The 15,402-nt window shown below is 62.5% G+C and carries 9 protein-coding genes and 4 pseudogenes; all 13 read left to right on the forward strand.

All coding sequences use genetic code 11. The features are described from left to right. Positions 1 to 8: 8 nt before the first annotated feature. Positions 9 to 338, forward strand: a pseudogene (locus OMP40_RS42065) (response regulator); the annotation flags it as partial. 910 nt (positions 339 to 1,248) lie between these two features. Beyond that, complete coding sequence (locus OMP40_RS42070) at positions 1,249 to 1,644, forward strand: helix-turn-helix domain-containing protein (protein ID WP_420872028.1); 396 nt, start codon at positions 1,249 to 1,251, stop codon at positions 1,642 to 1,644. Between the two features lie 200 nt (positions 1,645 to 1,844). After that, positions 1,845 to 2,765: pseudogene (locus OMP40_RS42075) on the forward strand (glycoside hydrolase family 88/105 protein); the annotation flags it as partial. A gap of 21 nt (positions 2,766 to 2,786) precedes the next feature. Further along, the gene (locus OMP40_RS21180; protein WP_277534327.1) at positions 2,787 to 4,565 is read left to right on the forward strand and encodes a sensor histidine kinase; all 1,779 of its coding nucleotides are present in this window, start codon (positions 2,787 to 2,789) and stop codon (positions 4,563 to 4,565) included. 520 nt (positions 4,566 to 5,085) lie between these two features. Then, on the forward strand, positions 5,086 to 6,081 hold the full coding sequence (locus OMP40_RS21185) for a hypothetical protein (protein WP_277534329.1): 996 nt from the start codon (positions 5,086 to 5,088) through the stop codon (positions 6,079 to 6,081). 127 nt (positions 6,082 to 6,208) lie between these two features. After that, positions 6,209 to 6,979 carry a heparinase II/III domain-containing protein gene (locus OMP40_RS21190; protein WP_277534933.1) on the forward strand — a complete coding sequence of 257 codons (771 nt, stop codon included), beginning with the start codon at positions 6,209 to 6,211 and terminating at the stop codon, positions 6,977 to 6,979. 375 nt (positions 6,980 to 7,354) lie between these two features. Next, positions 7,355 to 8,485 (forward strand): annotated as a pseudogene (locus tag OMP40_RS21195) (trans-sulfuration enzyme family protein); the annotation flags it as partial. 52 nt (positions 8,486 to 8,537) lie between these two features. Beyond that, positions 8,538 to 8,672, forward strand: coding sequence for a PLP-dependent transferase (locus OMP40_RS42080; protein ID WP_420872029.1), 135 nt, complete (start codon positions 8,538 to 8,540; stop codon positions 8,670 to 8,672). A gap of 53 nt (positions 8,673 to 8,725) precedes the next feature. Further along, entirely contained in the window at positions 8,726 to 9,817 is a 1,092-nt protein-coding gene (bglB, locus tag OMP40_RS21200) for a beta-galactosidase BglB (RefSeq protein WP_277534333.1), read from the forward strand. Between the two features lie 201 nt (positions 9,818 to 10,018). After that, a complete protein-coding gene (locus tag OMP40_RS21205; protein ID WP_277534335.1) occupies positions 10,019 to 10,870 on the forward strand; it encodes an ABC transporter permease in 852 nt (283 codons plus the stop codon). A gap of 282 nt (positions 10,871 to 11,152) precedes the next feature. Next, positions 11,153 to 11,761, forward strand: a pseudogene (locus OMP40_RS21210) (carbohydrate ABC transporter permease); the annotation flags it as partial. Positions 11,762 to 12,101: 340 nt separating this feature from the next. After that, a complete protein-coding gene (locus OMP40_RS21215; RefSeq protein WP_277534337.1) occupies positions 12,102 to 13,574 on the forward strand; it encodes an extracellular solute-binding protein in 1,473 nt (490 codons plus the stop codon). Between the two features lie 93 nt (positions 13,575 to 13,667). Further along, entirely contained in the window at positions 13,668 to 15,377 is a 1,710-nt protein-coding gene (locus OMP40_RS21220; RefSeq protein WP_277534339.1) for a hypothetical protein, read from the forward strand. The last annotated feature ends 25 nt before the right edge of the window (positions 15,378 to 15,402 follow it).

Here is a 15,402-nt window from a genome sequence, read left to right on the forward strand (position 1 = left end):
CCGTGAAAATGACGGTCGTGGTCATCGACGACAAGCCACTGATCTTGCAATCGATCGTGCGTACCGTGAACTGGGAGCGCCTGGGCTGCACCGTCGTCGGGCAGGCGATGGACGGCGTCGAAGGCAAGCGGGTGATCGACGAGTGCCGTCCCGATCTGTTGATTACGGACATCAAGATTCCGGGCGTCAGCGGACTGGAGCTCGCCGCGCACATGCATGCGGAGCTGCCGCTCTCCAAGACGATCCTCATCACCGGCTACCAGGACTTCGAGTTCGCCAAGCGGGCGGTCAGCATCGGCGTGAAGGAGATCGTGGTGAAGCCGATCCGCAACGACGAGCTGGAGCGCGTCATCGGACAGGCGGTGGACGAGATCGCCGGAGAGCGGGAGGAACTGTCCCGGCGGGCCGAACGCGAGGAGGCGTACAGCCGGCTGTCGGAGCGGCATCAGAGCACGCTGCCCACGTTGCGCAGCAAGCTGGTGTCCGAGCTGATCGCGGGCGGCGGGCCGGACCGGGACGAGCTCGCGAACAACGCGGCGGAGCTCGGCGTGGCCTGCAGCCGCTGCGCCGTCGTCATCGTCCGTTCGAAGCGCGCTTCCGACGCCGCGCGGGGGGACCGCAGCCAGCGCATCGATCCGCGCCTGCGGGACGAAGTGGCGGCGCTGGCGAGGGCGGCCGCGGAGAGGCGCGACTTCGAGACGATCGACGGCGGGGTGCGCGACGACCTCGCGCTCGCCTGCCTGTTCCCGAAGCCGCTCACGCCGCGGGAGCTGCGGATGAAGCTGCAGAGCTTTTGCCACGACCTGATCGAGCTGGCCAGAGAGCGCCGCGGCTTGTCGTGCTGCATGGCGGTCAGCCAGACGTACAAGCGGCTGGAGGAGCTCGGCGAAGCGTTCGCCGAAGCCTCGGCGCTGATGGAGACGAGCTTCTTCCGCACCGAGGAGCCCGTCCTGCTGCCGGCTCCAGAGGAATCGGGGACGGAAGGCGGCAGGTTCGCGATCGTCCGGGACCTGGAGACATTCAACCGGATGCTGGAGCAATCGACGGCCGAGGAGATGGGCGGACACCTGGAGCGGTTTCTGGCGCGCGTCCAGCTGTACAGCGAGGGCAATATCCGGGTCGCGAAGGGCTTGCTGTCCGAGATCTGCCTGGCCGCCGCGCGCTACTATTACCGGACGACGGGGGGACGAGCTCGGCTTCGGCAAGAGCATCGACGAGATGCTGGAGGACGTGTACCGGCTGTCGGACATGAAGGAAGCCTCCGAGTACGTGGCGGCCCTGATCCGGACGGTCAAGGACAAGCTGGACGGCGGAGACAAGGACTACAGCCTCGTCGTGAAGAAGTCGATCGACTACATCAACGCGCATTTCGCCGAGACGATCAGCCTGACCTCGCTCGCCGACCACTTCGGTCTCAGCTCGGGGTATCTCAGCCGCCTGCTGCGGGCGGAGACCGGGATCAACTTCGTCGATCTGGTGGTGAAGGCGAGGATCGAGGCGGCCAAGCGCCTGCTGCGCGATCCGAGGCTCAAGGTGAACGAGGTCGGCGAGATGGTCGGGTACAAGGAGTACGCCTACTTTTACCAAGTGTTCAAGAAGGTCGAGGGCGTATCGCCCAAAGAGTACAAGAACCGCAGCGAATGATTCGTTTAGAAGCCGCACAGTCGGGGGGAGGAAAGGCGATGGCGTCCGTGCAACCGGAGAGAGCGGAGCTCGAGGACCTGATCGGCAAGGTCGTCGCGGGCATGCAGCGGCTGGAGATCGCGATCGAGGAGGATACGCCGGTCAGCATCATTTCGATGGAGGAGTGGGACTGGTCGCAGGGAGTCGGCTTGTTCTCGCTTTACTTGTATTACAAAAATACGGGCGACGACAGCATGCTGGCTTATCTGACAAGGTGGTTCGACGATCGCATCCGGGAAGGGCTGCCGCCCAAAAACGTCAATACGATGTGTCCGCTGCTGACGCTGAGCTACCTGTACGAGGAGACGCGCAATCCCGAATATCTGGCCGTCTGCGAGGAATGGGCCAGCTATGCGGCCGAGGAGATGCCGCGCACGCGGGAGTTCGGCATCGCCCACTCGACGCTGGACGGGCTGAACGCCGAGGAGCTGCGGAGCGAGACGTTGTATATGACCGTGCTGTTCCTGGGGCGCATGGGGATGGCGATGAAGCAGGAGCATTACGTGCAGGAGAGCGTACGCCAGTTTCTCGTCCATCTGAAGTATCTGACCGACCGGGAGACGGGGCTGTTTTATCACGGTTGGTCGTTCGAACGACGGGACCACTACGCGGGCGCGCTCTGGGGAAGGGGCAACGCTTGGTACATGGCGGGCCTGGTCGATTATCTCGATATCGTCGAGCTTCCGCTCGGCATCGAGATGTACCTGATCGCGTCGATGGAGCAGCAAGTCCGCCAGCTCGTAAAATGGCAGACCGACGGCGGCATGTGGCGCACGCTGCTCGACGATCCGGACAGCTACGAAGAGACGTCGGCGTCGGCCGGCTTCGCTTACGGCATTTTGAAGGCAGCGCGCAAAGGTTATATCAGCGAAGAATACCGCGCCGCCGGCATGGCCGCGATGCGTGCCGTCATCCGGCAGATCGATGCCGTGGGGCGGGTGCAGGGCGTGTCTTACGGTACGCGGCTCGGGACGACCAAGTCTTTTTACCGGACCGTACCGCGATGCCCGATGCCCTACGGCCAGTCGATGGCGCTGCTCATGCTGGTGGAAGGGCTTCACCATGTCGACGATCCGCAATAACGACGGGGGACGGTGAACGCGATGCGCAGCATCAGGCGCCTGTATGCGGACGCGAAGCTCAGGACGAAGTTCCTGCTGGCGTTCACGGTTATCGTCATGATCACGGTATCGCTCATCAGCGGCATCAACTATTTCGTATCGCTCGGCGTCATCAAGCGCAATTCCGGCGAATTTTCGCAATATCTGATCGGCCAGATCGGCATCAACGTCGACAAGCTGACGACGGACGTCGAGCAGGCGGCCTTCCAGCAGTTCCGCAACTCCTCGCTCAGCCAGACGCTCAGCCGGGAGCCGGACAGCGAAGCGGAGGCGTACGCGCGGAACCGGTACATCAGCGACTTTTTGAGCGATCTCTTGTTCTTTGAAGACTACTACCGGTCCGTCTCCATTCTGGATGCCGCGGGCCGGCCGTATTCCATCAAGCGCAAGGCCGTGAAGGACAACGAGGACCTGATGGCGCGGATCGATCTGGCGCAGGTCCGGGAGATGCGCGGGCGGGCGCTCTGGGTCAGGGACGGAGAGGATACCCTGTATATGGCGAAGGCGCTGTACGATATCGAGACGTCGCGCTATGTCGGGGTCATCGCGATCGGCCTGGAGAGCGACTACGTCGGCGATATCCTGGCGAACGTCCAGAATCTGATGGATGGGGACGTCCTCATCCTGAACGAGTTCGACCAGCTGTTCGTCTCGGGCGCGCTTAGCGGCGCGGCCGAGCATTATCTGGATCAGCACTTGTACTTGTCCGGCAAGGCGAAGAGCGACTTCGAGTACGCCGGCAAGCATTATATCTCGAGCGTCCTGTCCACGGATTACGACAAGTGGAAAATCGTGCAGATTATCGACGTAGGCCGTCTTACGCGCGGGACCGAGAGTCTCAAGTACTGGACGATCGGCACGCTGCTGGCCGCGCTGCTGCTGGCCTTTCTCATGGCCGCCCGAATCTCCAAAAGCATCACCGCGAACATCCGCTTGCTGCTCCACAGCATGTCCAAGTTCACGCTCGACTCCAAGCACGAGATCATCGTCCCCCGCAGCCGCGACGAGGTCGGCATGCTGGCCGCCAGGTTCAACTCGATGGCCGAGAAGATCGACGATCTGTTCCACTCCGTCTATCGCGAGAAGATGCTCGTCCAGCAGGCCGAATACCGTTCGCTGCAGCTCGACTACAAAGCGCTGCAGGCGCAGATGAACCCTCACTTTCTGTACAACACGCTCGAGACGATCTACAGCATGGCCAAGCTCAAAGGCGAGGAGGAGATCGGCGAGCTGATCTACCTGCTCGGCAGGCTGCTGCGCGAGAGTCTCGGCAAAAAGGGCGACGATATCACGCTCGGCGAGGAGCTCGAATTCGTCGGCAGGTACCTCGCCATCCATCAGATCATATACGGCGATCGCATCGAGGTGCGGATCGACGACGACCCGGCGCTGGCCGAGTGCCGCGTCCCGAAGTTCATCCTCCAGCCGCTTGCCGAGAACGCGATCGTGCACGGCATCGAGGAAAAGCCGGGCAAGGCGCTGATTCGCATCGCCTGCCGGGCGGAGAACGGGGACCTCGTGCTCGAAGTGTCGGACAACGGCGTAGGCATGGAGCGGGAAAAGGTGGAGCGGCTGCTACGGCCCGAGCTGTACGGCGATACGGGAGAGAGCTCGGGCAAGCATACCAACGTGGGCGTCATCAGCGTGCACAAGCGCATCCGCATCCTGCACGGCGACGCCTACGGACTGTCCATCGCGAGCCGCCCCGGTGAAGGAACGACCGTGACCGTCAGGCTGCCGGCCGTAAGGCGGGACGAGTAGGCAGAGACGGGGAGATAAGTGCATTAGGGCACTATCGACCCCATCTAACCGCTCAATTGCCAGGAGATAAGCTCATTTGGGCATTATCGTCCCTATCAAACCGCTCAATTGCCAGGAGATAAGCGCATTTGGGCACTATCGCACCCCTCTAACCGCTCAATTGCCAGGAGATAAGCGCATTTGGGCATTATCGCACCCATCAAACCGCCCGATTGCCAGGAGATAAGCGCATTTTGGCACCATCGCATCCATCAAACCGCTCAAAGCCCCGGAGATAAGCGCATTTGGGCACTATCGTCCCGCCACGCTCCCGTTTCCATGTTCCCCGCCCGCCGCCCCGAAGTCAAAATAGCTAATATAATCGCAAAATCACCCCATAGTAAGCGCTTCCGCCAATTGCGACAATAAACATGCGACAGACGCGGCCCCGAGCCCGCCCCGCCGACCGCCGCGGAGCGGCCCGGGGCCGCGCCCGTCGAATCGCCTTGCCGGCGCAAGGCTATCCGAAGGAGTGCAGCCGATGACGAACCGCACGAAGAAGATGGTGGAGGATTGGCAGGCGGTAAGGGAAAAGATCGCGAGCTTCGACTGGGCACGCGGAATCGTCGACGGCTTCAAGCCGGATACCGACTGGTGGGTTGCAAACTATGCCGACGATGCCTCGCGCGTCGCGGGCTGGGGACATCATTATTTTTGCGACAAATGCTTCGCCGCGCTGATATTCGATCCCGGCAAGCCCGGCGAGCACCGCTGCAGCGGCTGCGGCGAGCTCCGGATCGCTCAGGAAGCCGACGACGCCTGGTGCTATATATACAGAACTTCGGCTTGCACCCAAGTGTTTCACGCGGCCGTGCTCTACAACCTGTACGGCGACCCGGCCTATCTTTCGTTTATCGGCAAAGTCCTCGGCTTCCTGTGCGATCACTACGGCAGCTTCGAAGTGCGCACGCCTCCCGGCCAGGAGGGCAAATTCACGGGTTGCGACTTGACGGACGGCGTGGCCGTCATCTGGCTGCTTAACGGCATGGAGCTGGTCAAGGGATCGTTCACGGACGAAGAGATGGAGCATTACAAGCAGACCTTCTTCATTCCGGAGGCGGCCTTTCTCATCGAGAAGGTGGGGGGTTACGCCCAACATCATCTGCTGGATGAAAGCGGCGGCGGGCATGATCGGCCTGTTTTTCGGCGAAACGATCTGGTGCGAACGGGCCGCCGAAGGCGAGCACGGCATCAAGCGCAAGCTGGCGGAGGGCCTGCTGCCGGAGGGTTTCTGGTACGAAGCTTCCTTCCACTACCATTTCTACTGCGCCGAAGGAATGACCTATTACCTCGCGTTTTGCAAATTGTACGGCTACGACTTCCCGATCCTCGAGGACGCGCTGCTGCGGATGTACCGGTACCCGGTCAAGTACGCCTTCGCGAGCGGCGAATTTCCGAATCCGAACGACGGCTGGCCGCTGCTGCGGTTCGGCAACTACGCCCACCAATACGAGTGGATCCGCGCCGTGCAGGATGAAGCGCCGTTCCGCTACGCGTTGTCGCGCAGCTACGACGAGCCGAACAAGGCGCATCCGGGCGCCAATATCGGCGGTCTCGCGCGGCTGCTGTTCGGCCGGGATTGGGAAAACGAGCGCTTCGACGACGTGCGGGCCGGAAGCGGTCTTCCGGACGGAACGTCCCGCTACGACAAGGATATTTACTTCGCGCAGCTGCATGCCGGGGAGGCGTCGGTTTTTCTCAAGTACGGCTATGTCATCGAGGGGCATGCGCACGCGGATATCATGGACTTCGAGCTGTTCGTAAAAGACGAGATCGTGTCGCGGGACCCTTCCAACAGCGGGTACGGATCGGCACTCTTCAGGGAGTGGCAGCGCAAAACGATCGCGCACAACTCGCTGATGGTCGACCGGCGCAACCAACCGAACCGTCCGAACGGCCGCATGGACCGGTTCGATGCGCAGCGCAACCTGTGCGCGGTATCCGCGGACGACGTGTATCCGGGCATCGGATTTGCGCGTACGCTGCGGCTGGAGGCGGACAGGCTGCACGACGCGTTCGAGGTCAGGCCCGCTGCCGGGCACGAAGGCGTGCACGAATTCGACTGGCTGTTCCACTGCGCGGGCGCGTTCAGCTCTGCGCTTGCCTTCGAACCTTGCGATCCGCCGGGCGTCGAGGACGGCTATTCGCTCATGCTGGAGACGGCGCGCTGCGACGTCGACGGCGACTGGGAGGCGGTCTGGACGCTCGCCGACAAGCGGGTCACGCTCCGGATGACGGGAGAGGCCGGCACCGTCGTCTATCTGTTCAAGGGCTACGAGCATCGGCTCGACAAGCTGCGTTGGGGCGTGCTGGTCCGGCGGACGGGCCGGGAAGCGAAGTATCTGGCGACCTATAGTTGGCAGACGGAGGGTTGAAGTAACCTCCCGCAGCGCCGCTTATGCGTGCACAAAGGGGCATTCCGCGGCGTTTGAACAATATCCCCTTCGAACAGGAACCCAGGGGGGCGGACGGGGCGGCGTGTCCGCTTCAGCCTTCCTTGAATCGCGCTAACCGCAAATTGAGATTACAGATCTGGCAGTGAGCTGCTGGCGTCCGGCAGTGCGAAAATGCCCGTACCTGTGCGAAGGGGGATACCGTTAAAACGGAATGCGGTACGGAGTTGGGCAAGGAGTTGGGCAAGGCGTTTGGCATGGCATGCGGCAATGGCTTGCCGCAAAGGCGTCCAGTCAAGCGTGCGCGGCGATGCGATGCGTGGTTACTCTAACTGACCGAGACGGGAGGCGAAGAAAATGGACGAGGCTACCTTAGGCGGGCGTGGGACGGAGGCGAACGCCGGAACGGACGAGCGACAGCACCTGAGCGAGCGGGATACGCACGTGGCAGGCGCCGGCGGACCGGGCTTAAACGAGTCGCTTGCCTCCGGCGAGCCGCTTCCGGCCAAGTCGTCCTCACTCAAGCCGCCGCTCAGCAAGCAGGACATCTGCCTGCAACTCGGCGACGATTACGACCGCCATCTCGGCGCGATCGTGCCGCCGATATTTCAGAATACGCTGTTCACCCGCAAGACGACGAATCACGGCTATACCTACACTCGGATCGCCAATCCGACGACCGAGATCGCGGAGCGGAAGATCGCGGCGCTGGAAGGGGCGGAGGCGGCACGCTGCTTTTCCTCCGGGATGGCGGCGATCTCCGCGGCGCTCATGAGCGTCATGGAGAAAGATTGCCATATTGTCTGCCCGCTGAACGTCTATCCGCCGGTGAAGGGTTTCCTCGACGTCTATATGCGGCGGTTCGGCGTGGAGACGACGTTCGTGTCGGGTACGGACGTCGCCGAGATCGAAGCCGCGCTCCGCCCGAATACGCGGGCGATCTACCTGGAGACGCCGCTGTCGAACGTGTTCACGCTGCAGGACCTGCGCGCGATCGCGGCGCTGGCGAAGGCGCATGGCGTGACGACGATCGCGGACAACACGTGGGCGACGCCGCTTTACCAGAATCCGATCGCCTTCGGAATCGATATCGTCGTGCACTCCGCGACCAAGTATATGGGCGGGCACAGCGATATACTGGCGGGCGTCATGGTCGGTAGCCTGGCGCGGATGGAGCGCGTGACGCACGAAGAGCGCGGGCTGTTCGGCGCGGCGATGGATCCGCATCAGGCGTGGCTGCTGATCCGGGGTCTGCGCACGCTGCCGCTGCGAATGCGGCAGCATCAGGAGAGCGCGATGCGGATCGCCGCGCATCTCGAGACGCACCCGCTCGTGGAGCGCGTGCTCTACCCGGGCCTGCCGAGCCACCCGCAGCATGCGCTGGCCCGCAGCCAGATGAGCGGCTGCACCGGCTTGCTCAGCTTCGTGCCTCGCGGCACGCCGGAGCAGATCGTCGGCTTCGTCAAGGGGTTGGCGCTGTTCGAGGAGGGGCCGAGCTGGGGGGGGCTTCGAGAGCCTGGTCAACACGCCGGGACTCGGCATCGACGAGGAGACGTCGCGGCGGACGGGGATGCCGCAGCGGCTCGTCCGTCTCTCGATCGGGCTGGAGGATGCGGACGCATTGACGGCTGATATCGATCAAGCGTTGGCGGGTATGCGCCGCGGGCGGGCCTAAGCCCTAATTTCAGACATACAGACCTACAAACATACAAAACGGGAGTGGAAGCCATGAGCGTACGACAGCTGGAGAGGCAGGAGGCGCAAGCGCTGATCGAGCGGGTCATCGCGGGCATGCGGGGACTGAAGGTCGCGATCCGGGAGGATACGGCCGACAGCATCATCTCGATGGACGTGTGGGACTGGTCGCAGGGCGTGGGCTTGTTTTCCCTGTATCTCTATTACAAGGAAACCGGCGATCCCGACCTCCTGAATTATCTGACGTCCTGGTTCGACCGCCATCTCGAATGCGGGCTGCCCGGCAAAAACGTCAATACGATGTGCCCGCTGCTCACGCTGAGTTACCTGTACGAGGAGACCGGCAAGCAGGATTACCTCAAAGTTTGCCAGGAATGGGCAGACTATGCGGCCGTTCATATGCCCCGCACGCCGGAGTCCGGCATCGCCCATACGGCGGTGGACAGCCCGAACGAGGGCGAGCTGTGGGACGACACGCTGTACATGACGGTGCTGTTCCTCGGGCGCATGGGCGTCCTGCTGAACCGCGAAGACTACGTGGAGGAGAGCGTGCGCCAGTTTCTCGTGCATCTGAAATATTTGACGGATACCGAGACCGGCCTGTTTTTCCACGGCTGGACGTTCAAGGAGAATCACAACTTCGCCCGGGCGCGATGGGGGCGCGGCAACGCCTGGTACACGGCCGGCCTGGTCGACTACCTGGACATCGTGGACGTATCGCCGGGCGTACGGCGCTTCCTCCTGTCGTCGCTGGAGCGGCAGGCGGCCAAGCTGGCCGAGCTTCAGGAGCCTTCCGGCATGTGGCGCACGCTGCTCGACGATCCGTCCTCGTACGAGGAGACGTCGGCGACGGCGGGCTTCGCCTACGGGCTGCTCAAGGCGGTGCGCAAAGGGTATCTGGACGCGCGGTACAGAGAGCCGGGCCTGCGCGCGCTCCAAGCCGTCGTCGGACGGATCGACGCGGACGGCGCCGTGCAGGACGTGTCCTACGGCACGCGGATGGGGCACACGCTGGACTTTTACAGGCAGATTCCCCGCTGTCCGATGCCTTACGGCCAATCGATGGCGCTGCTCATGCTGGCGGAGAGTCTCAAGCATGCGGCCGAACCGGTGCAAGAAATCTAATAAAACGTCCAATTTTCCGCATTTAAAACGCTTACAAATCCCTCTACACTAAACTCAGCAACATCGACAAAATCAGCAACATCGACATGACCAGCCTTACCGACAGCCACATCTCAAGCCGCCGAACGCTTCGGCATTACGCAAGGAGGGAGCGGACCGTGAAGGAATGGAAAAAAAAACTATGATCTCTACTTGCTCCTCGTGCCGGCCGTCGTCTTTTTCATCGTTTTCGCCTACATCCCGATGGGCGGGCTCGTCATTGCGTTCAAGGACTACAACCTGTTCCGGGGCCTTTGGGGCAGCGATTGGGCCGGGCTCGCCAATTTCCGGGAGATGTTTTCGATTCCCGAGTTTTTCCGGATCACGCGCAACACGCTGCTGCTGAATCTGCTCGGGCTGCTCGTCTGCTTCCCGGCGCCGATTCTGCTCGCGCTCATGCTGAATGAGGTGCGATCCCGCTATCTGAAGAAAATCTCGCAGTCGATGCTCTACCTGCCCCACTTCATGTCCTGGATCGTGCTCGGGGGCATCGTGTACGCGGTGCTGTCGCCGAAGTACGGCGTCGTCAACCAGATTCTTCGCTGGCTGGGCTTGAAAGAAATCTACTTCATGGCGGATCAGACGTGGTGGGTGATCACCTACACGCTGTCGGCTGTCTGGCAGAGTGCGGGCTGGGGGACGATCATCTATCTGGCGGCGATCACGGCGATCGATCCGGCGCTGTACGAGGCCGCGTCCATCGACGGCGCGGGCCGCATCCGCAAGATTGCGAGCGTCACGCTGCCGAGCATCATGCCGACGATCGTCATTCTGTTCATCCTCGCGGTCGGCCACATGGTGTCGATCGGTATCGAGCAGCCGCTCGCGCTGGCGAATTCGGTCGTCAGCGACGTCTCCGAGGTCATCAGCACGTACGTCTACCGCGTCGGCATCAAGCAGGGCGAATTCGGGCTGACGACGGCGGTCGGCATGGTGCAGTCGGTCATTAATCTGTGTCTTGTCGTCGCGGCCAATCATTTTGCGAAAAGGGCGGGAGGCGAGGGACTATGGTAAGCGGCACCGCAAGCAGCCCGGCAAGCAGCTCCGCAAAGGGCGAGGCGAAGCCGACGGGCGAACGCGCCCGGCCCGCTCCCGCGACGCGTCCGAGGAGGGCCAAGCGCACGCCGGGGGGAAGTCGTCTTTGACACCCTCGTTTACAGCGCGCTCATCGTGTTCACGTTCATCTGTCTGTTTCCCTTTCTGAATACGCTTGCAAATGCATTTAGCAGCAGCACCGCGATCCAGACGGGCAAAGTACTCTTGTGGCCGGTCGAGTTTCAGGTCGGTTCGATGAAGATGATTCTGGCCGACAGCTCGGTCATTCGGTCGCTGCTCGTCACCGTCTTCCTGACGGTCGTCGGCACGACGCTGAACCTGCTGTTCACGATCATTACGGCTTATCCGCTGTCGCGCCGGGATCTCAAGGGACGCGGGATCTTCATGCGGTTCATGGTGATCACGATGCTGTTCAGCGGCGGCATGATCCCGCTGTTCCTCGTCGTGAAGTCGCTCCATCTGCTAAATACGCTGTGGGCGCTCATTATCCCGGGACTGATCAGCGCGTTTAACGTCATTATTATGAAAAGCTTTTTCCAGACGATTCCCGACGAGCTGCGGGAGGCATCGGTCATGGACGGCTGCGGCAACATGCGTTATCTGATCCGGATCGTGCTCCCTCTCTCGGGGGCGTCGCTGGCGACGATCGGCCTGTTCTACGCGGTCGGCCACTGGAACGCCTACTTCGGCGCGGTGCTCTATATCGACAATCCCGATCTGCTCACGCTGCAGGCGAAGCTTCGCAACATCCTGCTGCTGTCGCAAATGGATACGTCGCTGGAGCAGATGACGATGGAGAGCAAGTTCACGGTCATCCAGGAATCGCTCAAGGCCGCCGTCATCGTGGTCGCTACCGTGCCGATCCTGATCGTATACCCTTTTTTTGCAAAAGTACTTCGTCAAAGGCTCGATGCTCGGCTCCGTAAAAGGTTGAACGTCCGGATTGCGCGGCGCCGCGCCGTTCGGGTTCACGATAGCGCTACTTCAGTCTTGATTACCAAGGAGGCAACCGGAATGATGGGGAGTTGGAAAAAAGGATTGCAGACGGCGCTGGCGATCGCGCTGGTCACGCTGCCGCTCGCGGCATGCGGAGGCAATAACGACAATAGCGGCGCATCGAGCGCTGCTCCTACCGGCGGAACCGCCGGCGCGACGCAAGCGGGGGAACGGCAAGCTGGAAAAGGTGCGCGTGTCGCTGTGGGACCGCTCGAATTCGCCCAACGGCCAGAAGCTCGAGGACACCGTCATCGTCAAAAAGCTGCAGGAGGAAGCCCGCAAGGAAGGCCTCGACGTCGAATACGTCGTTCTGCCGCGCTCGCAGGAAAGCGAGAAAAACAACATTTGGATGGCGTCCGGCGGCGGTCCCGACATTATTATCACGTACGATATGAACGCGATGTTCAAGTGGGCGGAGCAGGGCGGCCTGTGGGAGCTGGACGATCTGCTCGAGCAGTACGGCCCGGACATCAAAAAGCTGATCGGCCCGTCGCTCGAGGCGGCCGGCACGTACAAGGGTAAGCGCTACGCGATTCCGGCGATGCGGATGAGCACGGCGGCGGCTTCCAACATGAAGATTCGCCAGGACTGGCTCGACAAGCTCGGCATGAAGGCGCCGACGACGCTCGACGAGCTGTACGAGACGCTCAAGGCGTTCAAGGAAAAGGACCCGGGCGGCGTCGGCAAGGACAATGTCGTGCCGTGGGCGCTGCCGGCGATCTCGCAGGGCATGAAGGGGTTCTTCTTCGGCCCGATGTGGGGCGCGGGCGTGGCGATCGACGGGCCGGCTACCGAGATGTATATGCCGAGCGGCAACTTCACGGACGGCGTATTCCACTCCGCGGTCGCGCTGAACGAGGGCAAGGAATTTTTCCGCTTCCTGAACAAGATGTACAAAGAAGGGCTCATTTCCAAGGAATTCGTCACCGACGTCAACTCGCAGCAGTTCATCCAGAACTACACGTCCGGCGTATCCGGCTTCATGGACTCGAACGAAGATCCGTGGACCGTCACCAAGGAAACGCGCAAAACGGTGCCCGAAGCGAAGTGGGTAACGCTCGATCCCCTCGTGCGGCCGAACGGCACGCAGGCGATGACCGAGGCCAACGTATACGGACTGCTCAACATGATTCCGAAGTCGTCCAAAAATCCGGCGGCCGCGGTCAAGTACCTGAACGTCCTGGCGAAAAACATCAAGCTCGTCCAGGCGGGCATCGAAGGCGTGCACTTCAAGGAGGAAGACGGCCTGTACGTGGCGATCGATCCGGTCAAAAACGCGGAGGAGATCGACTGGTACTTCAAGGACTTGAATCTGCTCACCCAAGGCTACATGGGCAATCCGACGAAGGATCAGATGAAGAAGCAGTTCGCCAACGAGCCGAATCCCGACGAGATCGCCGATATTCTTGACCCCTACTTCAAATCGTTCGAGAAGTTCGGCAAGCAAGGGCCGCTCATCGACACGCCGCGTCCGGTATCGGACAAGAGCGTGGCCAACATCACGAAGTTCCTGTACGACGCGCTCTCCAAGGCGGTCATCGCCAAGGACTTCGACGCGGAATGGGAGAACGTCGTGTCCGGCTGGAAGAAGAACGGCGGCGAAGAATACGACGCCGAAGTGACGCAGAACCTGGTCGCCATGAACTGGAAGACGACGAACGAATAAACGCTCGGGGCGCACGCCCTGGCAGGCCGAAGGACGGACCGGTCCGCGAACCGTCCGTCCTTCGGCCTGTCCGGGGCGGAGAGGAGGATGCTTGTGCAAACGACTGTCGAAGCGCGAATCGGCGAGCTCGTCCGGCTGCAGGAGGCGAGGCTCGCGGAGGAATGGAAGCGGATGGAGGCCGAGAAGCGGAGTGTCCGCCGGATAAAGGTGCAGGGACGGGAGCTGAGCCGGCTGACGCTGCTGGCGGTGCTCTACTGTCAGCCGCGGTCGCGGTATTTCCGCGATCCGGCGCTATTGGCCGCGCTGGAGGAGACGGCGGAGGAGCTGCTCGGCATCCAACTGCCGAGCGGCAACGTATCGCTCTACAACTGCAACATCGATTCGCCCCCCGACACGGCGTTTACGTCGCATCTGGTCGCGCTTGTCGCGCAGCTGCTGCTGCGGGACGCGGGGCAGGAAGCGGCGAAGGCGACGAACGCCGTGCTGACGTTTCTGCGTCGCGCCTCTCCGGCGCTGCTGGAGGGCGGCATTCATACGCCGAACCACCGCTGGGTGATGGCGTCGGCGCTGGCCAAAATGGAGGAGCTGTTCGGCGGGGCGGCCTACCGCGAGCGGGCGTTCGAGTTTTTGAACGAGGGCCTGGACATTACCGACTACGGCGAATGGACCGAGCGGAGCAATTCGATCTACAACGCGATTTGCGCTTACTACCTCTATGACGTCGGTACGGTGTTCGGCTATGCGCCTGCGCTGGACGCTGCGGCGAGCACGCTGCGGATGATGCGCTACATGCTGCATCCGGGAGACACGATCGCGACCGAATATTCCGGACGCCAGGATCTCGGGCAGGTCGCCCGCATGGACGACCGCTACTACGCGGCGTTCCACCTGATTGCCGCGCGCGAGCGCGACCCCGAGCTGGCCGCGCTTGCGGCGGTCGCGGAACGGACGGCGCCGCGCGGGAGCGTGGCGCTGCTGCACTGGATGCTCACGCCCGAGCGGATGACGCCGACGGTTGCGCCTGCCCCGCCAAGCGAACGGTACACCGTGCTGTTCGGCGAAGGAAATCGCGCGCCCGTCCCCGACCGCGTGCCCTATCTCGGCCCGGTCGTCAAGCATCCGCACGGCGCGCCCGTCCTGCGTCACCGGCGAGGACCGCTGAGCGTCACCGCGATGGCGGGACAGCCGGAATGCCTGTACGTCCAGTACGGCGAGGCGCGAATGCTCGGGCTGAAGCTGGGCATCGGCTGGTTCGGCGCCGGCGCGGTCTCTTTTCCGGGCATCGAGCCGCTCGGCGGCGACCGCTACCTGCTCCGCGCGGAGTTGGAGGGCTGCTACTTCGGTCCGCTCGCGGACGAGCATACGCTGCACGCCGGCGGCCGCTACGTCGACATGCCGAATCATCTGCGCCGCCGGATCGGCACCGTGCGCACGGCCGTCGACATCGAGCTGACGCTGCTGGAGGACGGGCTGGACCTGCGGGTCGCCTCGGACGATCCGCGCGGCATCTACCTGCAGGCCGTCTGTCTGTTCCCGCCGGAGGATGGAGAACTAAGCGGGGAAGGACTCGAAGCGACGGGGCCTTTGACGATGCGTCTGTCGAGCGGCGCGGCCCTATACAGCGCCGGACGGTACGCCATTCGAATCGAAGGCGGCGCGTCCGAGCATGACGAGATCGCGATGCGCAACGATCCGCCCGACGCGCGCACGCGCGCCGTGATGGTCAACTGGAGCACGCCGACCGACGCGACGCTTCGCGTGCGCGGCATCGTATTCGAAGAGGCGGACGGCAAGGAACGGTAACGAGCGGCTTGAATGAACACGGCTT

It is taken from the genome of Cohnella rhizosphaerae, from assembly GCF_029525575.1.
Lineage (GTDB): Bacteria > Bacillota > Bacilli > Paenibacillales > Paenibacillaceae > Cohnella > Cohnella rhizosphaerae.

What these genes read in the sequence shown, in the direction of transcription:
- OMP40_RS42070 (WP_420872028.1), top strand. Translation starts at nt 1,249, where the DNA reads ATGAAGGAAGCCTCCGAGTACGTGGCGGCCCTGATCCGGACGGTCAAG.
- OMP40_RS21180 (WP_277534327.1), top strand. Translation starts at nt 2,787, where the DNA reads ATGCGCAGCATCAGGCGCCTGTATGCGGACGCGAAGCTCAGGACGAAG.
- OMP40_RS21185 (WP_277534329.1), top strand. Translation starts at nt 5,086, where the DNA reads ATGACGAACCGCACGAAGAAGATGGTGGAGGATTGGCAGGCGGTAAGG.
- bglB (WP_277534333.1), top strand. Translation starts at nt 8,726, where the DNA reads ATGAGCGTACGACAGCTGGAGAGGCAGGAGGCGCAAGCGCTGATCGAG.